17 protein-coding genes, 1 tRNA gene and 2 pseudogenes are annotated in these 21390 nt (G+C 61.4%); 9 read left to right on the top strand and 11 right to left on the bottom strand.

Annotated features, from left to right (window positions below):
* Positions 1 to 92: 92 nt before the first annotated feature.
* The 3 genes from radC to LGH82_RS01345 all read left to right on the top strand — a co-directional run bounded on the left by radC (position 93) and on the right by LGH82_RS01345 (position 3551).
* The gene (gene radC, locus LGH82_RS01355) at positions 93 to 851 is read left to right on the top strand and encodes a RadC family protein (RefSeq protein ID WP_227346971.1); all 759 of its coding nucleotides are present in this window, start codon (positions 93 to 95) and stop codon (positions 849 to 851) included.
* Between the two features lie 238 nt (positions 852 to 1089).
* Complete coding sequence (locus tag LGH82_RS01350) at positions 1090 to 1452, top strand: response regulator (RefSeq protein WP_227346970.1); 363 nt, start codon at positions 1090 to 1092, stop codon at positions 1450 to 1452.
* A 23-nt stretch (positions 1453 to 1475) separates the two neighbouring features.
* Positions 1476 to 3551 carry a PAS domain-containing protein gene (locus tag LGH82_RS01345; RefSeq protein WP_227346969.1) on the top strand — a complete coding sequence of 692 codons (2076 nt, stop codon included), beginning with the start codon at positions 1476 to 1478 and terminating at the stop codon, positions 3549 to 3551.
* Positions 3552 to 3889: 338 nt separating this feature from the next.
* Here the strand turns inward: LGH82_RS01345 and tig are convergent, their stop codons facing one another.
* Positions 3890 to 5380, bottom strand: a complete 1491-nt coding sequence (gene tig / locus LGH82_RS01340) for a trigger factor (protein ID WP_227346968.1) — start codon at positions 5378 to 5380, stop codon at positions 3890 to 3892.
* A 454-nt stretch (positions 5381 to 5834) separates the two neighbouring features.
* On the opposite strand from tig, the gene LGH82_RS01335 reads away from it, so the two are divergent.
* Complete coding sequence (locus LGH82_RS01335; RefSeq protein ID WP_227346967.1) at positions 5835 to 6839, top strand: zinc-binding dehydrogenase; 1005 nt, start codon at positions 5835 to 5837, stop codon at positions 6837 to 6839.
* Positions 6840 to 7043: 204 nt separating this feature from the next.
* A tRNA-Leu gene (locus LGH82_RS01330) sits at positions 7044 to 7126 on the top strand.
* A 99-nt stretch (positions 7127 to 7225) separates the two neighbouring features.
* Here LGH82_RS01330 and LGH82_RS01325 read toward each other — a convergent pair.
* From LGH82_RS01325 to LGH82_RS01315, 3 genes are all read right to left on the bottom strand, one after another.
* Complete coding sequence (locus LGH82_RS01325; RefSeq protein WP_227346966.1) at positions 7226 to 8674, bottom strand: aromatic amino acid lyase; 1449 nt, start codon at positions 8672 to 8674, stop codon at positions 7226 to 7228.
* A 74-nt stretch (positions 8675 to 8748) separates the two neighbouring features.
* Positions 8749 to 9330 carry a GDYXXLXY domain-containing protein gene (locus LGH82_RS01320; protein WP_227346965.1) on the bottom strand — a complete coding sequence of 194 codons (582 nt, stop codon included), beginning with the start codon at positions 9328 to 9330 and terminating at the stop codon, positions 8749 to 8751.
* Complete coding sequence (locus tag LGH82_RS01315; RefSeq protein WP_227346964.1) at positions 9327 to 10445, bottom strand: DUF2157 domain-containing protein; 1119 nt, start codon at positions 10443 to 10445, stop codon at positions 9327 to 9329. The genes LGH82_RS01320 and LGH82_RS01315 overlap by 4 nt, the downstream gene beginning before the upstream one ends.
* Before the next feature lie 237 nt (positions 10446 to 10682).
* Here LGH82_RS01315 and LGH82_RS01310 point away from each other — a divergent pair, with 237 nt between their 5' ends.
* From LGH82_RS01310 to trmFO, 3 genes are all read left to right on the top strand, one after another.
* Positions 10683 to 10823, top strand: a complete 141-nt coding sequence (locus LGH82_RS01310) for a DUF1127 domain-containing protein (protein WP_013531315.1) — start codon at positions 10683 to 10685, stop codon at positions 10821 to 10823.
* Positions 10824 to 10873: 50 nt separating this feature from the next.
* Positions 10874 to 11014 (top strand): DUF1127 domain-containing protein, encoded by a 141-nt coding sequence (locus LGH82_RS01305; protein ID WP_227346963.1) that lies wholly within the window; start codon positions 10874 to 10876, stop codon positions 11012 to 11014.
* Between the two features lie 528 nt (positions 11015 to 11542).
* On the top strand, positions 11543 to 12955 hold the full coding sequence (gene trmFO / locus LGH82_RS01300; protein WP_227346962.1) for a methylenetetrahydrofolate--tRNA-(uracil(54)-C(5))-methyltransferase (FADH(2)-oxidizing) TrmFO: 1413 nt from the start codon (positions 11543 to 11545) through the stop codon (positions 12953 to 12955).
* Positions 12956 to 12962: 7 nt separating this feature from the next.
* Here the strand turns inward: trmFO and LGH82_RS01295 are convergent, their stop codons facing one another.
* The 6 genes and pseudogenes from LGH82_RS01295 to yajC all read right to left on the bottom strand — a co-directional run bounded on the left by LGH82_RS01295 (position 12963) and on the right by yajC (position 18605).
* A complete protein-coding gene (locus LGH82_RS01295; RefSeq protein WP_227346961.1) occupies positions 12963 to 13913 on the bottom strand; it encodes a sterol desaturase family protein in 951 nt (316 codons plus the stop codon).
* Positions 13913 to 14347, bottom strand: a complete 435-nt coding sequence (locus LGH82_RS01290) for a hypothetical protein (RefSeq protein WP_227346960.1) — start codon at positions 14345 to 14347, stop codon at positions 13913 to 13915. Before LGH82_RS01290 ends, LGH82_RS01295 begins: the two co-directional genes overlap by 1 nt.
* Before the next feature lie 80 nt (positions 14348 to 14427).
* Positions 14428 to 15276: a phytoene/squalene synthase family protein gene (locus tag LGH82_RS01285; protein WP_227346959.1), complete on the bottom strand. Its 849-nt coding sequence runs from the start codon at positions 15274 to 15276 to the stop codon at positions 14428 to 14430.
* Between the two features lies 1 nt (position 15277).
* On the bottom strand, positions 15278 to 15667 hold the full coding sequence (locus LGH82_RS01280) for an Mth938-like domain-containing protein (protein WP_227346958.1): 390 nt from the start codon (positions 15665 to 15667) through the stop codon (positions 15278 to 15280).
* Positions 15668 to 15697: 30 nt separating this feature from the next.
* Entirely contained in the window at positions 15698 to 18241 is a 2544-nt protein-coding gene (secDF, locus tag LGH82_RS01275; RefSeq protein WP_227346957.1) for a protein translocase subunit SecDF, read from the bottom strand.
* Positions 18242 to 18292: 51 nt separating this feature from the next.
* Positions 18293 to 18605: pseudogene (yajC, locus tag LGH82_RS01270) on the bottom strand (preprotein translocase subunit YajC).
* Positions 18606 to 18881: 276 nt separating this feature from the next.
* On the opposite strand from yajC, the pseudogene LGH82_RS01265 reads away from it, so the two are divergent.
* A pseudogene (locus tag LGH82_RS01265) lies at positions 18882 to 19756 on the top strand (ATP-binding protein).
* Positions 19757 to 19852: 96 nt separating this feature from the next.
* On the opposite strand, the gene LGH82_RS01260 reads toward LGH82_RS01265, so the two are convergent.
* Positions 19853 to 21349, bottom strand: coding sequence for a LysM peptidoglycan-binding domain-containing M23 family metallopeptidase (locus LGH82_RS01260; protein ID WP_227346956.1), 1497 nt, complete (start codon positions 21347 to 21349; stop codon positions 19853 to 19855).
* Positions 21350 to 21390: the final 41 nt, after the last annotated feature.

The following is a 21390-nucleotide window of genomic DNA, read 5'->3' as shown; positions in this document are numbered from 1 at the left end:
AAAACCGGTTTCCACTTTTCGGGATCATGCTCTAGTGTTTTGGCAAGTCGGGCGGCAGTTTTGCCTGGCTGACTGGCCGGATGCGGGGGCATATGGGGAAGACCAGCGACGACGATGAACGGAGTTTTTTCTCCGAAGCACCGATCCGACCGCCGGCAAAGGCCTCGACGATCGAGGAAAAGCCGCACTATATCGGCCATCGCGACCGCCTGCGTGAACGCTTTGCCGGCGCCGGCCCTGACGCCCTGCCCGACTACGAGCTTTTGGAGCTCCTGCTTTTTCGCCTGATCCCGCGCACTGATACCAAGCCGGTCGCCAAGGCATTGCTGGCGCGCTTCGGCACGCTGGCCGAGGTGCTCGGCGCGCCTGTTGGCCTGTTGCAGGAGGTCAAGGGCATCGGGCCGGCGGTGGCGCTCGACCTGAAGGTCGTCGCGGCGACGGCGCAGCGCATGGCGCGCGGCGAGGTATTGGGCCGTGAGGTGCTCTCGTCCTGGACGCAGGTTCTCGACTATTGCCGCTCGGCCATGGCCTTCGAGCAGCGCGAGCAGTTCCGCATCCTGTTCCTGGACAAGAAGAATGCGCTGATTGCCGATGAGGTGCAGCAGGTCGGCACGGTCGATCACACACCGGTCTATCCCCGGGAAGTCATCAAGCGTGCGCTTGAACTGGCCGCCACGGCGATCATCCTGGTCCACAATCATCCGTCCGGCGACCCGACGCCCTCGCGCGCCGACATCGAGATGACCAAGGAAATCATCGATGCCGGCAAGCGCTTGGGCATCTCCGTCCACGACCACATCATCATCGGCAAGAAAGGCTATTCTAGCATGAAGGGCCTGCTGCTGATCTGAGCATTGAGGCCACTTATCTGTCCAAGCACATACTTGCCCTGGAAGGCCTTTTACGAGAGGTGCGGATGGCGTTCGATTCAACGTTTGCAATCGGGATCACGAAGACAGCTTTCGCTCACGAACAATAATACGACACCTCATGGAACCATGCCCCGAGACGCGAGTTCCGTGTTGACTGCGAGCTCCGCAGTCGGGGGACTTCTGATAACATGCCGGTTTTGCTGCTCATGGCCCATTGATGGCCGTTATTCTCATCGTCGAAGACGAAGTATTCATCCGCCAAACCGCCGAGTGGACAATTGGCGACTTGGGTCACACCGTCCTCTTGGCCGGCGATCTCGCAGCAGCACTCTTGCACCTGTCGACGTCTCAACAAATTGACGCGCTCTTTGTCGATATCCGCCTCAGCGCATTGGCCCTCGGTGGATACGACGTGGCGAACCAGGCAATCAAGCTTCAGCCGGGATTGCGTGTGCTATACACGTCCGGTAGCCCTCTCACCGCCGGTATGACAGAGATGTTCGTCGGTGGAGGACAATTCCTTCAGAAACCCTATTCTCCCGCTCAACTTGAATATTCCGTCGCGGAACTTCTTCACTGACATGGCTTCGTGGCTTTCAACATTTGTACGAGTGGCGGCCGCAAGTTTTTGTCAGGAAACCTGACCTCGAATTTACCCACGGAGAAGACATCGAGAACCCACTTCCCCTGTCCCCTGACAACGCAGCACATCATCAGACGGACGAGTCCATCGTTAAAGCGGGCGCCCTGCAGAGCGCGATCTTTAACAGTGCGAATTTTTCCAGCATCGCGACCGACGCCAAGGGTGTGATTCAGATCTTCAACGTCGGCGCCGAGCGGATGCTTGGCTACACGGCAGCCGAAGTGATGAACACGATCACCCCGGCCGACATCTCCGATCCGCAGGAGTTGATTGCGCGCGCTCAAGCCTTGAGCGCGGAGCTTTCGACATCGATCACGCCAGGCTTCGAGGCCCTGGTGTTCAAGGCCTCGCGCGGAATCGAGGACATCTATGAACTGACCTATATTCGCAAGGACGGAAGCCGGTTTCCGGCAGTGGTGTCAGTCACAGCCTTGCGCGACGCGCAGGACGGCATCATCGGATACCTCCTGATCGGCACCGACAACACCGCGCGCAAGGAGGCTGAAGAAGCGCTCCTCCAGGCAGGCGCGTTGCAGAGCGCGATCTTCAACAGCGCCAACTTCTCCAGCATCGCCACCGACGCCAAAGGTGTGATTCAGATCTTCAATGTCGGCGCCGAGCGGATGCTTGGTTACACGGCGGCCGAGATGATGAACACGATCACGCCGGCCGACATCTCCGATCCTCAGGAGCTGATCTTGCGCGCTCGGGCCTTGAGCATCGAACTAGCGACCATGATCGAGCCGGGTTTTGAGGCCCTGGTTTTCAAGGCATCGCGCGGAATAGAAGACATCTACGAACTGACCTACATCCGCAAGGATGGAACGCGCTTCCCTGCGGTGGTGTCAGTCACGGCGCTACGCGACGCACAGGACGGGATCATCGGATACCTCCTGATCGGCACCGACAATACCGCGCGCAAACTGGTCGAAGAAGAGCAAAAGAAGTCCGACCAGCGTTTGCGCGATCAGCAATTCTACACGCGCTCGCTGATCGAATCGAACATCGACGCCCTGATGACGATCGACCCAGCCGGCATCATTACGGACGTCAACAAACAGACGGAGGCGCTCACCGGCTGCACCCGTGACGAATTGATCGGCGCTCCGTTCAAGGACTGCTTCACCGATCCGGAGCGGGCGGAAGCGGGGATCAAACGCGTGCTCAGCGAAAAGTCGGTGACCGACTACGAGCTTACGGCTCGCGCCCGAGACGGCAAGCAGACCGTCGTGTCCTATAACGCCACGACTTTCTACGATCGGGGCCGCACATTGCAGGGCGTCTTCGCCGCGGCGCGCGACGTCACGGAGCGAAAGCGCGTGGAAGTGGAACTGCAGCAAGCCAAGGCGGCAGCTGAAAGCGCGAGCAGAACCAAGTCAGATTTTCTTGCCAGCATGAGCCATGAGATCCGCACGCCCATGAATGCAATCATGGGCATCGCCGACCTCCTCGCAAAGACCCCACTTTCCCCCGAACAAGACAAGTACGTGCAGATATTCCGCCGTTCCGGCGATAACTTGCTGAACCTCATCAACGACATCCTGGACCTCTCGAAGGTCGAAGCCTCTCAGCTCGATCTGGAACAAACAGGCTTTTCGTTGAGCGACCACCTGGAAAAGGTGATCGAGATGGTGGCGCCTCGTGCCCACGAGAAAGGGCTGGTGCTGGTGTGCGAAATTGGAACCAGTGTCAGCAATGACCTGGTCGGCGATCCGACGCGGCTGCGGCAGGTGCTCCTCAACTTGCTTGGCAATGCGATCAAGTTCACCCAATCAGGGCGGGTATTTTTAAAGGTTGAACCGGGTGAGGATCGCTTGGTTCCAACCGCCTTGCGGTTCACCGTTTCGGATACAGGCATAGGCATTGCGGCTCGTGTTGCGGTCAAACCATCCATGAGCGGCATCTGGCCGCGACTGTCGATGGCAACCGAAACGGTGATCTTGCGGCTGGCGGAGACGGCATCGTTCAGCTGCAGCCATTCGGTCCAGCGCGGCTCGCCGCCGGACCGGCAAGCAATGGTCAGCACGGGGCTGTAGCTCAGGGCGCCGCCACCCGTGATCAGCTTGTTCGTGGCATAGAGCGAGGCTGTAACCAGGCCATCGCCGTCCTTGGCGAAACGCCAGTCGCCAACAGCGGCGTCGGCACGCACAACGCCGCATGCCCCGGCAAGAACAAGCGCTGCCGCAACAGCAAGCCCCATGTCGAAGAACAACCTCAACGATCCCTCCAACCCTGCACTCCGCATTCAGCGCAGATAATGATCAAAGCTTCGTATCGCCATTGCAGCCGTCCGTAAGCGAGTCGGCTGTTGCAGTTTCGCAACGAAAAAGGCCGCCCCAAGGGCGGCCCTTCTCAATTCATTGGAAAATCGTTCTTATTCGGCGTCCTTGGCGGCTTTTTTCTTCGGCGCGGCCTTCTTCTTGGGCTCTTCCGCGTCGTCGCCGGCCTTGTCGTCGCTTGCCTTGGCCTCTGCCTTTTTCGACGCAGCCTTCTTGGCAGGCTTCGCCTTGGCGGTGGTTTCGGCCTCCTCGTCGTCGGCCATCAGCTCTTCCTTGCTCACCTTGACGTCGGTGACGGCGATCTGGCCGAGCAGATGGTCGACAACCTTCTCCTCGAACATCGGCGCGCGCAGCGTGTTCAACGCTTCGGGGTTGCTGCGGTAGAATTCGAAGACTTCCTGCTGCTGGTTGGCCGGATAGCGGCGCACCTGCTCGAACAGGCCACGCTGCAGCTCTTCGTCGGAAACGGTAACGCCGGCCTTCTCACCGATTTCGGCCAGAACCAGGCCGAGGCGCACGCGGCGTTCGGCAAGGCGCAGATACTCGGCGCGAGCCTCTTCTTCCGTCGTCTCTTCGTCGGCGAAGGTCCGGCCGGCTGCTTCCAGGTCGCGATTGACCTGGGCCCAGATGTTGTTGAACTCGGCTTCGACAAGCTTCGACGGTGCTTCGAACGAGTAGGACGCATCGAGTTGGTCGAGCAACTGGCGCTTGACCTTCTGGCGCGTCATGGCGCCGAACTGGTTCTCGATCTGGCCACGCACCACATCGCGCAGGCGCTCCAGCGACTCCAGGCCGAGGTTCTTCGCGGTCTCGTCGTTGATTTCGAGCGCGCCGGGCTGGGAGACTTCCTTGACGGTGACGTCGAAGGTCGCTTCCTTGCCGGCGAGATGTGCTGCCTGGTAATTTTCCGGGAAGGTCACGGTGACCTGCTTCTCGTCACCGGCCTTGGTGCCGACGAGCTGCTCCTCGAAGCCAGGGATAAACTCCTTGGAGCCCAGCACCAGCGGCTGGTCGGTGCCGGCGCCGCCATTGAAGGCTTCACCGTCGATCTTGCCGAGATAATCAATGGTCACGCGGTCGCCATTGGCGGCCTTGCCAGTCTTCGGCTCATAGCTGCGTGCCGATTCGGCGACGCGCTGGACCTGCTCGTCGATCTCGGAATCCGGCACGTCGAACACCTGACGGGTCACCTTGATGTCGGAGAAATCCTTGATCTCGATGGCCGGGATGATCTCGTAGTTCAGGCGGAATTCGAAATCGACGCCGCCAGCCAGGATCTTCTCGGCTTCCTTCTCGTCCTCGGTCATGATGACCTCGGGCTGCATGGCGGCTTTTTCACCGCGGCCCGAAATGATCGAACGGGTCGAATCATTGAGGATCTCGTTGACGACTTCGGCCATGAACGACTTGCCGTAGACCTTGCGCAGGTGCTGCACCGGCACCTTGCCGGGGCGGAAGCCATTGATGCGGACCTTGTTCCTGGCGTCGGAAAGCCGCGCCATCAGCTTGGCCTCCATGTCACCGGCCGGCACGGTGATCTTGATCTCGCGCTTGAGACCGGAATTGAGGGTTTCGGTGACCTGCATAGTAGAACCTTTGTTTTCACCAATGAGGCTGCCAAACGGCTCCTGCCGTTCACAGCCTGCCGGTATATTCTTGCCGGGAATGGCTTTTGGTACGGAACCTGGCGATTTGACCGAAAATACGGCTCAAATCTTCACCAAACTGCGCCCCAAAATGTGAATAAGTCTTTGTTTTTCCTACTTCTTATCACATTCTGCAGAAGCGGATCGTCGCGTCCCGTCACATTCGACACGCCTTTTGTCACAGGCTAGGCTAATTTTCAACCATCTTCGCGTTTTGACTGGTGGCTGTCATATTGTCCCCGACATTGACAGAATGATGGCTACGTCGGCGACCGGTCCAAGCGGTGACTCGTAATGTTAGTCTCGCTTATGGAATCGAATGTGCTACGGTTTCATAATGTCCTGGCAACGCGTTCGCATATCCCACTTCGGCGGCCCGGAGGTCCTGGAGTTGGTGAGCGAGCCAACAATTCCAAATCCAGGTGTCGGCGAGGTACGCATCAAGGTACTGGCAGCCGGGACCGGTTTCACGGACAGTTTCATTCGGCGTGGCCGTTACCCCGACTTCAAGGGGCCGCTGCCGTTTACACCCGGCTACGACCTGGTTGGTGTTGTGGAGAAGGCTGGCCCCGACGTTGTCTCGCCGCGTGAAGGGCAAATCGTTGCCGATCTGTGCGTGGTCGGTGGTTACGCGCAATATGCAATTCGTGCCGCGCGTTTTCTTGTGCCGGTTCCAGATGGCATCGATGCCGCGGAGGCCGTTTGCATACCTCTCGCCTACCTTACGGCCTTTCAGATGCTCACGCGCTATCGTCGCTTGTCTCCCGGCGATATGGTCCTCGTCGTCGGCGCATCAGGCTCGGTCGGTACGGCGCTACTCGATCTCTCGCGCCATTTTGGCCTCAAGGCAATCGGCACCTGTTCGGCGGCAAACCTTGCCGTGGTCGAGCGATTTGGTGCCAAGGCAATCGACTATCGGGCTGGCGACTTCGTTGACGCGGTGCGTGGCCTCACGACTGGGCGAGTAGGCGGCGCCGGTGTCGATGCAGCATTCGATGCGATCGGCGGGGCGCATTTCAACCGGTCATTCGCCTGTCTCGCGCCAGGGGGCACCCTTATCGGCTATGGCTCCCAGACCATGGCGATCGGGCACGAAAACCTAATCGCGGCTGGGTTAGGATTGGCACGCCTGAAGCTATGGGGCGCATTGAGCTTCCTGTTTCGTGGCCGCACAGCGGTTTGGTACAGCATCACGGACCGCCGCGTGTCGCATCCTGAAGAATTTAGGGCTGATATGGCTGCATTGTTCGATTTGCTCCGCAACGGAGCCATTCATCCAATGGTTGTCGGTCGCGAACCTCTCGCGGCGGCGAAAGATATCCACACACGTATCGACGCTGGCGGGTTCGGCGGCAAAATCGTGATACTGCCCTGGCCAGCGACGCATGCGGCTACGTGACAATAAGCGCTTCGTGCTGCTTTCTGAGCAGGCTCTCTCCACAACTGCGCGTAAGTTCGAATAATGGGTTCACGCTCTAATTCGAATAGCGTTGGGACTATGGGCGAGCACACTAACAAGCCATACATCCTGTGTCCGCGGGTTTTAGTCCCTTGAACTTGTGACATGGGCTGTGACATAGACGTGGCACAGGTCACCAGACCGGCGGGTATGGCGGAATTGGTAGACGCACCAGATTTAGGTTCTGGCGTGAAAACGTGGGGGTTCGAGTCCCTCTACCCGCACCACTGCTGCTCCCAACAGCGGATTTAGGTTTGAAGTGCCGAAAGGCGCGCGGGTTCGCTTCATCGGCACCAATATCGTGGGTCGGTCGACGCGAACCGGCCCTACGCCTCAAAGACCTGCTTTGTGAACCACGCGGCCAGCTTCGCAAGTTCGGGCCCAAGCACGCGATCGTCGCCAACCGGCGGCACGAGGCTCCTGATATCCTCAACGAACGGCTGAAGCGCCGGCGGCGGCGCGCGACCGGTGACGTCAAGCGCCTGCGAGGCTATCATCGCCAGCATCGCCATCGCTGCGTCGGCGCAGCGGCCGGCGGTCGCCTCCTTCGTCCAGGCGAAGAACGCCGTTGTCGCGACATCGTCCTGCCCGGCGCCAGCTGATTCCGTTCCGGGAATGAAAGTGCGTTGCGCCGCCAGCTTGGCTTGTTCCAGATAGCCGGTGATCGCCATCGGCACATAACCGACATTGCCATGGCCATCGCTGTCGGCCCAGTGCCGCCCCGTCATCAACAGATCCGGCAATTGCGACACCTTGCCGTTCAGAAGCTTTGAGCCATGACGGTCGCACAGCAGGCAGATATCGGCCCAGATCGCCGCCAGATCATCCAGGGCCGGCGTTGCCATGGCATTGTGATAGCCGCCCGTGCTGATGCAACGGCCGAGCGGGTGCGCATCGTCAGGCGGGATATAGACGGGGTTGTCCGATATCGAAGCCAGAGAAATGGTCGCCGCCCGCTCCGCCGCCGCCAGTGCGCGGTGTGCCTGCCCGAGAACGCGCGGCACGATGCGGTAGCTGACGGGCGCCTGATAGTTGCGCCGTCCGTCTCCAGCACCGACCAGAAATTCCCTCAGGCCGCGCAACGCGGCGGCTTCATGTTCGTCGCCCCACAGCGCATCGAGCGCTGCATCATAATGCTCCAACGGCGCGCGAAACGCCTCGATCGACAGCGCGAAGACCTTTTGCGCCAACCGAACCCGGCGGCGAGCCGCCAGGGCCGCGTCGGCCACAAGCGCTGCCGCGCAGGGCGAGCCGTTGATGAGCGAGCCCCTTTCCTTGACCTCGAGGTCGAAATGCGCCGTAAGCTCGGCGAACAGTGGATAGAGCGCCAGGATCTCACCAGCGCCGCCCTGGCCGGCGGACGGCACCGTGGGCATGGCTCCCCCATCCAGCATCGCGGCGACGGCGAGCGCCATGCGTGGTGTGGTGGCGGCGTTTCCCTCAAGAAAATTCGTCAGGCGGGCAAGCACGATCGCCCTGACCACGCGATCCGGCAAGGGTTCGCCAAAGGATGTCGCGGCTGCGAACGCCTTGATGCGGGCATGACGATCCCGCTCGTCATGGGCGAGCCGCTGGCTCGCCAGTTCGCCCATGGCGGTGGTCACACCATAAATGACCGGCGCGGGATCGGATTCGATAAGCCGCAGGAACCAGGCACGGCACTCGGCAATCCGATCGAGCGCCTTGCCGCTGATCTCGACCGTGTCCCTTTTCCAGGCGACACGAAAAACCGTATCGAGGTTTACGTCGTCTCGCGTCGTCAAGATGATTGGCATGATCAGACCATCCCCCATGAGGTCATCTACGATGGCTGACAGGCCAGGCCGAACCCTTCAGTCGCATTCCATTTCTAATAAAGTGGCTCCTCGAACAGCGTCTTGTCGCCATCCATCAGCGCCTTGATCTGCGCCGTGCCATTAGCGGCAAGCGCGACGCGGATGCCGAACGGCCGCACCCGCATGTCGTTCTGGATCGGCATCCCCTCGCCCTCCGGCAGATAGAACCGCTCGATGCCGTAATCAGGCGCGATCGTGGCGTCCGAGCCGAGGTCCCAGCCGGAAGCAACCTTGCCGACAATATCGGCTTCGTCGGGGCCCGCGGGTGACGGAGCCTGTCCGAACCACGCGGTTGTCGCCAGCCAATAACCATCGGCGCCCTTCTTCAGCCTGACCACAAGCGATGTATCGTCCGTGGTCAGTTTGCCCGCGGGGATGTTGGCGATCAGCTTCACTGGAATTCGGGAAATGTCATAGCCAAGGAGAATGTAGTCGCCACGCAGAAGGTCGCGCGGGTCTATCGGCTCGACCTTCAGCAGTACCTCCTTGCCATTGCGCAGGATCGCCGCCCGGCCGGCAATGATCCAGCTCAGGAAGCCGATCTGGACGAGCGACAGCACCAGCGCCGAGATGATCAGCCTTTTCCCGGTCATCATGCTGCTGCTCCCTGAACGGCTGAGCCCTTCATGCGTTTCTCGATGCGTATGATGATGAGGGCAAGAATGCCGAGAAGCACGGCCGCCGCTAGGAAGAAGCCCGCCGTATCCAGCATGGACTGCAAGGTCACCACATAGATGATGGCGAGTTCGAAGGCGAAGCCGGCATAGGCAAGCCAGCGCAAGGCGCGACTTTCCCGCCCTGCCAGCACGATTGCCGCGGCGATGCCGGCCAGCGCAATGGCTGACGCAATGGCAAACCCGCCATCATAAGTGCTTTTGTCAGCCAGTTCGAACTGGATCATCGCCAGGCCGGTGAGAAAGCCGAGCAGCGCATGCAAGGGCAACCGCCCGCCAAGCTGGACGATCTTGTCCACCGGCTCAGGCGCAAGCACTGCGGCCGCGAACAGGGCCACCGATGCCAGCACAAGCGGGATGGCTATCTGCAGCGTGTCGTGGTTCGTCACCAGCATGACCACATAGAAAATGACCGACAGGATGATCAGGTGCCGGGCCGCCTGGCTGCGCGTCCAGAAAGAGATGCCGAACAGCACCAGCGCCATGGCGATGAAAGGATGCGGAAAATCCCTGCTCCGGAAATAATCGAACCCTTCCAGGAACAGCCATGCATCGGCAATGCCGACCGCCGCGACCGTCAGGGGATTGGAGCGCAAGGCAACCGCGGCAAGCGCGGTGCCGACGCCCCAGGTGATCACCGCCGACGATTCGTCACCGGAAAAATGATACATCTGGCCAATCAGTGCGATCGCCCCGCCAAAGGCCGCCGCGGCGATGATCCACAGCGCTTCGCCGATTGCCGCATGGTCGCGCGTCTTCAGCACCGCGCCGCCGACATAGCCGCCGAGAATGATAGCGAACAGTGCCGCCACGCGGCCCAGTCTCGGAATGGCCTCCCAATTGGCCGCGACAAAAATCAGGATCGCCGCGCCAAACAGCAGGGCCGCCATCATGGCGAGTATAGAACCGAAGCTGAGCGACTTGCGGTCATTGGCCTCGACGTCGCGCGCCAGGGCGTCAGCGGTGGGAGAGTCGATCAGGCCGGCCTGCACCCATCGCGCAATGTCCGATCTGACCCGTGTCGAATAGCTCGCCATGCGTTTCTCCCCCTTCTTGGTCAGTTATTCAACCGAACCGGCCAAGCCATTGACGTCGCGGCATTTTCCGATTCGGGTTTCTTTGTGTCAGCGGCGTGAAGGCATATTAATGTTGCATTGCACAATTTGCATTGCTGCCATGCGCCAATAGCGCTTTTAAATCGATATGGGCCCGCCTATTTATGCTCCGTACACAAAGACGGAATGATCCGGAAGAAAGACGAAACGAGAAATATCATGAACTTGATCCGCAACTATCGCAACTGGCGCCGCTATCGGGACACCGTTTCCGAGCTGAGCCGCCTGAGCAACCGTGAACTGACCGACCTCGGCATCAGCCGCAGCGACATTCCTTACGTCGCTCGCAAGGCGGTCTAATTCTTCGGACCGCGAATGGTCCGAACCAGTTTTGAAAAAGAGAACCGACAATGAACCTGATCCGCAACTATCGTAACTGGCGCGTTTATCGCGAGACGGTTACCGAGCTGGGTCGCCTGTCCAACCGTCAGCTGCATGACCTTGGCATCGTCCGCGACGAGATCAAGATCATCGCCCGGGAGGCGATCTAACAAGGAATTTCGTTGGGGTCGACCTCCTCCCCGACCCTGACGAAGACGGTCAGCCCTTATCCTCCTCCCGAGGGTTGACCACCAAAACGGCGCCCGCCGCACCTCCTCCCGCAGCGGGCGTTGTTTCCCAAAAGGGTTTCGCCCCTTTTCAAAACGCGAAAGAGATTTCGTCAAAGCCGACCTCCTCCCCGGCAATGACGAATAGGCCCAACCTTCACCTCCTCCCGAGGGTTGGCCACCCAAACGGCGCCCGCCGCACCTCCTCCCGCGGCGGGCGCTGTTTCCCAAAGGGTTTCGCCCCTTTTAAAAGCAGCGAAAGAGATTTCGTCGGAGCCGACCTCCTCCCCGGCAATGACGAATACGCTCGGCCTTCACCTCCTCCCGAGGGCTGACCACCAAAACGACACCCGCCGGATCTCCTCCCCCGGCGGGTGTTGTTGTTTCCAGGGCAGGCTTTCCAACCAAGCGTTTCCCGTCACCGCCGCGCGACAATTGCAATCGTGGCCGCAAGCGATTATTCCGGCGCTCATGAGCAAAAATCCCATCCATATCATCGGCGGCGGTCTCGCCGGTTCCGAAGCCGCATGGCAGGCGGCGCAAGCCGGTGTTCCCGTCGTGCTGCATGAAATGCGCCCCGTTCGCGGCACCGACGCCCACAAGACCGATGGCTTGGCCGAGCTCGTCTGTTCCAATTCCTTCCGCTCCGACGACGCAGAAAACAACGCGGTCGGACTGCTGCACGCCGAAATGCGGCTGGCCGGCTCGCTGATCATGAGCGCCGGCGATGCGCACCAGGTGCCGGCGGGTGGCGCGCTTGCCGTTGACCGTGACGGATTTTCCGAAGCGGTGACCAAAAGGCTGGAGGCACATCCGCTGATCACCATCCAGCGCGAGGAAATGCCAGGCCTGCCGCCTGCGGAATGGGATCAGGCCATCATCGCCACCGGACCGCTGACGGCGCCTTCGCTCGCCCAATCGATCGCCGAAGCGACCGGCGCCGACGCACTCGCCTTCTTCGACGCCATCGCACCGATCGTGCATTTCGACACGATCGACATGAACATTTGCTGGTTCCAGTCGCGTTACGACAAGGTCGGCCCCGGCGGCACCGGCAAGGACTACATCAACTGCCCCATGGACAAGGATCAGTACCTTGCCTTCGTGCAGGCGCTGGTCGACGGCCAGAAGACCGAATTCAAGCAATGGGAAGGCACGCCCTATTTCGATGGCTGCCTGCCGATCGAGATCATGGCCGAGCGCGGCGTCGAGACCCTGCGCTACGGGCCGATGAAGCCGATGGGGCTGACCAACACGCACAACCCGACGGTCAAGGCCTATGCCGTCGTCCAGTTGCGGCAGGACAATGCGCTGGGCACGCTCCACAACATGGTCGGTTTCCAGACCAAGCTGAAGCATGCGGAGCAAGTGCGCATCTTCCGCACCATTCCGGGCCTGGAGAACGCCGACTTCGCCCGTCTCGGCGGCCTGCACCGCAACACATACCTCAATTCGCCAACCTTGCTCGACGCCTCGCTGCAGCTGAAGTCGCGCCCGGGCCTGCGCTTCGCCGGCCAGATCACCGGCTGCGAGGGCTATGTCGAAAGTGCCGCGATCGGCCTGCTCGCCGGACGTTTCGCCGCTGCCGAGAGGCTTGGACATCAGCCGTCGTTGCCGCCCTTGACCACTGCCTTCGGCGCCCTGCTCAACCACATCACCGGCGGCCATATCGTCTCCGACCACGAACCGGGAAAACGCTCGTTCCAGCCAATGAACGTCAATTTCGGACTTTTTCCGCCTGTGGAGGCACCGAAGACCGAGGGCAAGCGCCTGCGCGGCAAGGACAAGACCGTCGCCAAGCGGCACGCCATCACGTCGCGTGCGCGGGCCGACTGCAGGGAATGGCTGGGGTTGCCGGCGCAGACAGCGGAAGCCGCTGAATAGTAAGCGGTTATTCCGCCGCCTCGACACCAGCCATCGGCAGCCCCGGCTTGCCAGCCTCGCTCGGATTTCGCCTGACATAACCTGCCTTCAGCGTCTCCGACGTCTCGCGCGAGCCGTCATGGCTCCAGCCTGGCGGCTTGACCAGGTAGTTGATGCGCTCGCTCAGCGTCAGGCCGGGCGCGAACGCATCAGCAAACATGCCAATCCATTCATGAAACGCCACTTTCAGCGGGTTGAAGGTGCCGATGTTCCTGACGATGCCGTAGCGCGGCCGGTCTTCCTCCAATTCCCCGACAAAGGTTCCGAACATGCGGTCCCAGATGATCAGCGTGCCGGCGAAATTGGTGTCGAGATAGCGCGGGTTGGTGGCGTGGTGGACGCGGTGATGCGACGGCGTGTTGAAGATGAATTCGAACCAGTTCCACATCTTGCCGATGGTTTCGGTGTGAATCCAGAACTGCCAGACGAGATTGAAGCCGAAGGTGAAGGCAATGACGGCGGGATGGAAGCCGAGCAGCACCAGCGGCGCCTGCAGCACGAACATGAAGGTGAACAGCCCCGTCCAGCTCTGCCTGAGCGCCGTCGACAGATTGTAGTGCTGGCTGGAATGATGGTTGACGTGCTCGGCCCACACCCAGCGCACCCGGTGCGCAATGCGGTGGTAGACATAGTAGCGCAGGTCATCGAGCAGAAACGCAGCCAGGAACACCCAAACCGACAGGCCGAGATTGAAGAAGCGGAACTGCCACAGCCACAGCAGCGCCCAGTAAGACACGACGCCGAGCAGCAAACCGGCGACGACATTGCCGGTGCCCATCACCAGGCTGGTCAACGTATCGCGGGTTTCGAACGAGCCCCTGGCGCGGCCAGTTCGCACCAGCCAGAGCTCGATCAGGATCGCCACGACGAAGAATGGAATGGCAAGCTGGGTGATCTGCGGAAAATTGTAGCTCTCCATCACGCGGCCTCCCTGATCTGGCTCGGAGCTTGCGGTTTGAGCGCGGCCATCACCGCGCCGGCGTCATCTGCATCGCTGAAAACAAACTGCCCGCCCTTCCAGGTGAAATCGGCGAGCCGCAAGGAAATCGAGCGGGGGTCGATAGCGTTCAACGCGGTAACATCCCCAGACGCAACGATGCGCGTGAGGAAACAATCACCTACGCCATGGACGATGCCAGTGCGCCCTCGCCCGAGATCGAGAAACGCCGTCCTGGCATCCGCCGTCAGGCGAACTGTCGCGATCACCTCGTCAGGGAAATCCTCGGCGAAACGCCTCAATGCCTGATCCGCGTCCACGAGCATCGCTGTTCTGCTGCCGCCAGTGAAATGCACGGCGGCGACCGACAACGCTATGCCGAAGGCAACGATCGCGACCAGCACGGGCAAGCTCATGGACAGGCATCTCCTCCGGACCGGCAGCGTCTTCGGCTGCGTTCTCGATCCGGAGAATCCTAGCATGGTTGACGTTTACGTCAACGTGCGGGCCAACCCTGCGACGCGCGACGCAACAGCAGCCAATGTCGGCGCAACGCCGAAAGCCGGGCAACCCCGGCAAGTGTTGAGTGGCCCGGCCGTTCCATTTTCGCGAGATAGGCCCGCGACAGGGCAAGCGGCAGAAAAGCCGGACGCAGCGAGTCCGGCAACGCCGATGCGCCTTGTTCGAAGGCGGAAAAATGCTCCCGCGCCAGTGCGATCATCGCGGCCACCGCGCCACCGGCGCCGGGTCCGCCATCGCCCGCCACGAATTCCTCCGGTGATGAACCCACCGCCGCAAGAATGTCGGCCGGCACGAAACATTGGCCACGTTTGCGGTGCAGCGGCAAAAGAAGCAGCAGGCCGGTCATCGCCTGCGCGCAGCCGGCCCTGCCCGCTAGCTCCGCAAACCGTGGTGCTTCGACGGGATCGAGCACCATGGCTGCGAGCTGGATGAGCGCCGCCGCCGTCTCTCCGCAGTAACCTTCCAGATCGGTGCGCGACGGCATCGGGTCGTCGTAGAGGTCGAAGATACGCGCTTCGAGCATGTTCTCGAAGGCCGGCTTCGGCAAGTTGGAGGCAGCAATAGTGGCGTTCAAGGCTTCGGCAACAGGATTTCCGGCGCCCGCCTCGCCACCGGCTGCGATGATATCGCGCCACCACTGCAGCCGCACTTCGCCCGGCAAGGCTTCGTGGATGCGGTCGCGTATGCCGGCAATCTCGGCATTGAAGGCGTAGAGCGAAAGCAGCGCGTCGCGCTTGTCCTCGGGCGCGTAGAGCGCACAGAGATAGCGGTCGTGGTCGGCGGCGCGCACCGCCTCCATGACGATCTTGGCGTTATCAGTCATGTCAGTCGACGGCGATGAGTGCGGCGGCCACGGCGCGATCCTCGGCCAGGAGGACATTGTATGTCCGCACAGCGGCACCCGTCGACATCGGATCGGACGCGATGCCGGCGCTTTTCAGCGTGGCCCGCAATGCTGCCGGCAATGGCCTGAGATCCCTGCCCATGCCAACCAGCAGAATCTCGACATTGCTGGCTTCAGCAAGCAGCCTGTCGAAATCCGCCACGGTCAGCGCCGTCGGATCAGCCGGCTCCCAGCCATGGATGCCCGACGGCAGGCACAACAGGGAACCGCGATGTGACATGTCGGCAAAGCGGAACCCGCCATTGCCATAGGCTTCTATCGGCGCGCGACCGGGAAAGTGCGCCTCGCGGATGACGATGCCCTTGGCCATCCCTTGATCACCCGCCTCTGGCGCCGCGCGTCAGGTCGCGACCGCCTTGCCTGCCGGCGTCTTCTCATCGGTCGTTGCCTGCGGCCGCAACTTGAACAGGATCAGCAGCGGCGCGGCAATGAAGATCGAGGAGTAGGTTCCGAAGATGACGCCGAACAGCATCGCCATCGTGAACGACCGGATCACCTCGCCGCCGAACAGCACCAGCGCCAGCAGCGCCAGGATCGTGGTCACCGAAGTCAGCGTCGTTCTGGACAGCGTCTCGTTGATGGCGTTGTTCAGCAGCTGCGGCAGCGGCATTCTCTTGTATTTTCGCAGATCCTCTCGAACGCGGTCATAGACCACGATCGTATCGTTCAGCGAATAGCCGATGATGGTAAGGATCGCCGCCAGCGACGACTGGTTGAACTCAAGCCCGGTAATGACGAAGAAGCCGAGCGTCATGACGACGTCGTGGACGGTGGCGACGATGGCACCGACCGCGAACTGCCATTCGAAGCGGAACCAGACATAGATCAGGATGCCGAGCAGCGCGACCAGCATGGCGATCGTTCCCTGCTTGGCGAGTTCGCCAGACACGGTCGGTCCCACAACCTCGACGCGGCGGAAATCATAATTGTTCTGCAGTTCGCCACGCACCTTGTCGATGACGCTCTGCTCGGCATTCTCGCCGCCGCCTTGCGCACCCACACGGATCAGCACGTCGTTTGGCGCACCGAACTGCTGCACCTGCACTTCGCCGATGTTGAGCTCTGTCAGCCGGCTGCGGATGTCACCAAGATTGGCATCTCCGGCCTTCGACTGCACTTCAATGAGCGAGCCGCCCTTGAAGTCGATGCCGTAGTTGATGTCGACGGTCATGAACAGCACGACCGACGCGATCGACAGCAGGCTCGACAGTGCGAATGTCCAGCGGCGTATACCCATGAACGGGATCTTCGTACCGGCCGGAATGAAGGTGACCGGCGCCCGCGGCAATTCCTTCGGACGCGCCCGGCGCAACCAGATCGACACCAGCAGGCGGGTAAAGGTGAAGGCGGTGAACACGGTGGTCAGGATGCCGATGGCGAAGGTAATGGCAAAGCCCTTCACCGGTCCGGTGCCGAGATAGAACAGCACCACTGTCGCAATCAGCGACGTGACATTGGAGTCGACGATCGTGGCCAAGGCCTTCGAGAAGCCGGTATCGATGGCCTGGATCACCGATCGCCCGTTTCGTCGCTCTTCACGTATACGTTCATAGATCAGAACGTTGGAGTCCACGGCCATGCCGATGGTCAGCACGATACCGGCAATACCAGGCAAGGTCAGCGTTGCCCCCAGCAACGACAGCAACGCCACGATCATCGCCACGTGGACCGCCAGCGCGATGTTGGCGAGGAAGCCGAGATAGCCATAGGCCACGAACATGAACGCGACGACGAGGATCGAGCCGATGATGCCGGCTACCTTGCCGGCATGGATGGAATCCTGGCCGAGGCCCGGACCAACGGTACGCTCCTCGATCACCGTCAATGTCGCGGGCAGCGCGCCGGCGCGCAGCAGAACGGCGAGGTCGTTCGCGCTCTGTGCGGTGAAATTACCGGAGATCTGGCCGGTGCCGCCAAGGATCGCTTCGCGGATCTGCGGCGCCGAAATCACCTGATTGTCGAGGACGATCGCGAACAGCTTGCCGACATTCTGAGCCGTGGCCTGGCCGAAGCGCGAGGCGCCCTTCGAATCGAAGCGGAACGAGACGACCGGCTCATTGTTCTGCGAATTGTATGTCGCCTGGGCATCGACGAGGTTTTCGCCGGATACGATGACGCGGTTCTCGATCAGATATGGAACCGGCGGATCGTCCTGCGAATACAGCACCGACGAACCGGCAGGCGGGCGGCCTTTCAGCGCATCCTGCACCGGCATGGACTGATCGACCATCTGGAAGGTCAGCTTCGCCGTCTGGCCGAGGATCTCCTTCAGCCGCTGCGGATCCTGCAGGCCCGGCACCTGAACCAGGATGCGGTCATCGCCTTGCCGCTGAACAATGGGCTCAGTCGTGCCGAGTTCGTTGACGCGACGCTCAACCACCTCGATCGACTGCGTCAATGCCGTGGATGTGCGGTATTTGATACCGGCATCGGTCACGTTGAACTTGAGCAGGCCGGGCTCGGAATCGTCGAGCGTCATTTCCTGGATGGAGCCACCGGTGAACAGGCCGGCCGCGACAGGGTCGGTCAATGACTTCAACGCTGTCTTGGCGGCATCGAGCTGAGTGGGGTCGGTGATGCGCACCTGCAAGGTCCGGCCCGTCCCGCCAAGGCCGGTATAGCCAATCTTGGCATCGCGCAGCAGTGTGCGGATTTCGTCACGCGTCGTCTCGAGCCGATCCTTGATCAGATCGTTCTGGTTCATCTCCAGGAGGATGTGAGAGCCACCCTGCAGATCGAGGCCGAGCGTCATCTGGCGCTTCGGCACCCAGTCGGGAAGCTTGGCCAATGTGCTTGCGGGTATGAGATTGGGCGCAGCGAGGATCACCGTGGCGGCCACAGCCAGCCAGATCAGGATCATCTTGAAGCGCGAAAAATACAACATATGGCGTCGTCCGTCAGGGAATGCTGGCGGATCGTCCCGCCGACAATTCGGTTACTTCTTGGCGTTCTGGTTCGCCACCGGCTCACCCTTGACGCGCACATCGGCGAGTGTCGAGCGCAGCGCGGTCACCTTGGTGCCGCCGCCCAGGTCGATCTCGAGTTCATTGTCGTCGATCACCTTGGTCACCTTGCCGATGAAGCCGCCACCGGTAACCACCGTGTCGCCGCGGGCGCACCGCCGCCAGCATCTCGCCGCGCTTCTTCAACTGCGTGCGCTGCGGCCGGATAATGAGAAAATACATGATCACGAAAATCAGGACAAACGGCAAAATGCTGATCAGCATATCGGGAGAGGTGCCGGACATTGAGGTAACTCCTGAATTTTGAAAAAGAGCCGCTGGGCGGCCCGTGAAATTTTGCCGGAATATAGTCGGTAAAGTTGTCAATGCAACTGCGGGACCGGGCAAATACGCTGCTTTTCCGGCCTCCTGACCCGTGTTAGAGCATGACGCTGAAAAGCGCGATGCGGTTTCGCGAAAAGATCACGCTCAAACAAATGGTTGGCGGCGATTTCGAAACTGCGGGAATCGAGTAGGTTCCGGTGTCGCACCCCTGAGAAAGCGAAGACAAAAAGACGCAAGATGACCGAAATCAGCATAGAATCCCTGAACCAGAAGCTCGACCGCCTGATCGAGGCGGTTACCCGCCTCGCCCCGCCGACAGTGCCGGAAACCGACATCGCAACAGCCGATTGCTTCGTCTGGCAAGCCGACCCGGGCTTCCTGGAACCGGTGCGCAAGGTCAACCGCGTCGACATCGGCCTGATCCGCGGCGTCGACCGGGTGCGTGACATCCTGGTCGACAACACCGAGCGTTTCGCGGCCGGCTTCGCGGCCAACAACGTGCTGCTGTGGGGCGCGCGCGGCATGGGCAAATCCTCGCTGGTCAAGGCCGTGCATGCCGAGATCAACGCCAAGGCCAGGTCCGACCTGCCACTCAAGCTCATCGAGATCCACCGAGAGGACATCGACACGCTGCCCAGGCTGATGAGCTGCTGAAGGCCGCGCCCTACCGGTTCATCCTGTTTTGCGACGACCTGTCCTTCGATCATGACGACACCTCCTACAAATCGCTGAAGGCGGCACTTGAAGGCGGTGTCGAGGGGCGCCCGGCCAACGTGATCTTCTACGCCACGTCGAACCGGCGCCATCTCTTGCCGCGCGACATGATCGACAACGAGCGCTCGACCGCCATCAATCCGTCTGAGGCCGTGGAGGAGAAGGTTTCGCTCTCCGACCGTTTCGGCCTGTGGCTAGGCTTCCACAAATGCTCGCAGGACGAGTATCTCGACATGATAGACGGCTACGTCCGCTATCACGGCCTTGCTATCGATCCCGACACGCTGCGTGCCGAGGCCCTCGAATGGGCGACGACCCGTGGCAGCCGTTCGGGCCGCGTCGCCTGGCAGTTCACGCAGGATCTGGCCGGCCGGCTGGGCAAGCAGTTGAAAGACTGAACGCCGATCAAGGAACTGAAAAAGCCCGCCCCTTGCGGAGCGGGCTGAGCCGGCGGGGCGGACTGGAGGTCAGGCGGCCCGCAATTGCGTTTTCTTCTATTCGAGATAGCCCGACGGATCGACCGGGGCCGAGTTCTTGCGCACTTCGAAGTGCAGTTTCGGCGAGTCGGTCGCGCCGCTCATGCCGGAAAGGGCGATTTCCTGGCCACGCTTGACTTTCTGGCCGCGCTGGACCTCGATCGAGCTGGTGTGGCCGTAGACCGTGACCAGGCCATTCTCGTGGCGCACCAGAACCGTGTTGCCGAATTCCTTGAGGCCGTCGCCGGCATAGATGACGACACCGTTTTCGGCTGCCTTGACCGGCGTTCCTTCCGGCACGGCGATGTCGACACCGTCCTTGCCGCCGCCGAAACTGGAGATCACGCGGCCACGAACGGGCCAGCGCATCTTGCTGATGCCGGTGGCGTTCGGTGCCACGACATCGTCGTCCTCGGCCGCCGCGATGACCTTGGCATCCTTCTTCGGCGGCGTGTAGGACGCCAGCGCTTCGGTCGGCTTCGCGGCGGGCGCGGTGGTGGCGGTCGTCACCGGATCGACAGCTACCGGCTTGGCGCTGGCGACGGCGGCATTTCCGCCGGCCGGCACCTTGAGGGTCTGGCCGATCTTGAGCACGCCATCCTTCATGCCGTTGGCATTCTTCAGCGCGACGACACCGACACCGGTCTTGCGGGCGATTGCCGCCAGTGTATCACCCTGCTGCACGGTATAGCTTCCACCAGCGCCCTTCGGCGCGGCCGAGGCCATCTGCGGCGCCTTGCCGTTCTTCGGCTGGTTCGCGGCGGCGGATGCATCCACCTGCGCGGCGGACTTGCCTTCCTTCAGCTTCGGCTGCTGCGGAAGCACGGCCACCTTCTCAGGCGCGTTGACCGGCTGATCATGCTTGCCGTTCGCCGGCTTTGCATCGGCGACCTTTGTCGAGTCCTTGCTCGAATAGGCATAGGCCGGGATGACGATCTTCTGGCCGGTCCTCAGCCCCTTGGCCGCGTTCAGCCCGTTGACCTTGATGATGGCATCGGCGGGTACCTTATATTGCCGAGCCAGGCCGGAGATGGTCTCGCCGTCCCGGACCACGATTTCAGTTGCGTGCGGCGCACTGGCGGCAGTCGCCACTCGCGGCGCGTCAGGCTGCGCGTCCTTGAACGGCCTGGCTGCCGGAGCAACGGCGCCAGTCGCGGTCTTGTCGAGATGCGGCGCCGGAGGCACAACAATCGGCATTGATGCGGTGCGCACCGGATTTGCGGTGGCGGGCGGCGGCAGCGGTCGCGACGAGACTGGCTCCAGGCTCGAGCGGCTCACCGACTGCGTGGGAGTAGCGTCGACAGGGGCAGCCGAAACATCGCCCGGATAGGGCTGGCTGCTATCCTGCTTGTTGATGATGTTGCGCTGATTGTTGGTCGAGGAGGTAAAGACGTCGTCGACGCCATTGAACCGCGACGCCTGGGAACTGCACCCCGCTGCCGCACCCGCGATCATCAAGACGGCGCAGCCCCGCGCCAGATTGCGACCATTTGCCTTCAAAACACTGAGTTGCATCGCACTAACCCGCACATACTCTGTACCAACCTGTGCATGAT

Source organism: Mesorhizobium sp. PAMC28654 (assembly GCF_020616515.1).
Lineage (GTDB): Bacteria > Pseudomonadota > Alphaproteobacteria > Rhizobiales > Rhizobiaceae > Mesorhizobium.
The sequence above is the reverse complement of the archived record's forward strand: the minus strand, read 5'-3'. Positions and strand labels throughout refer to the sequence as shown.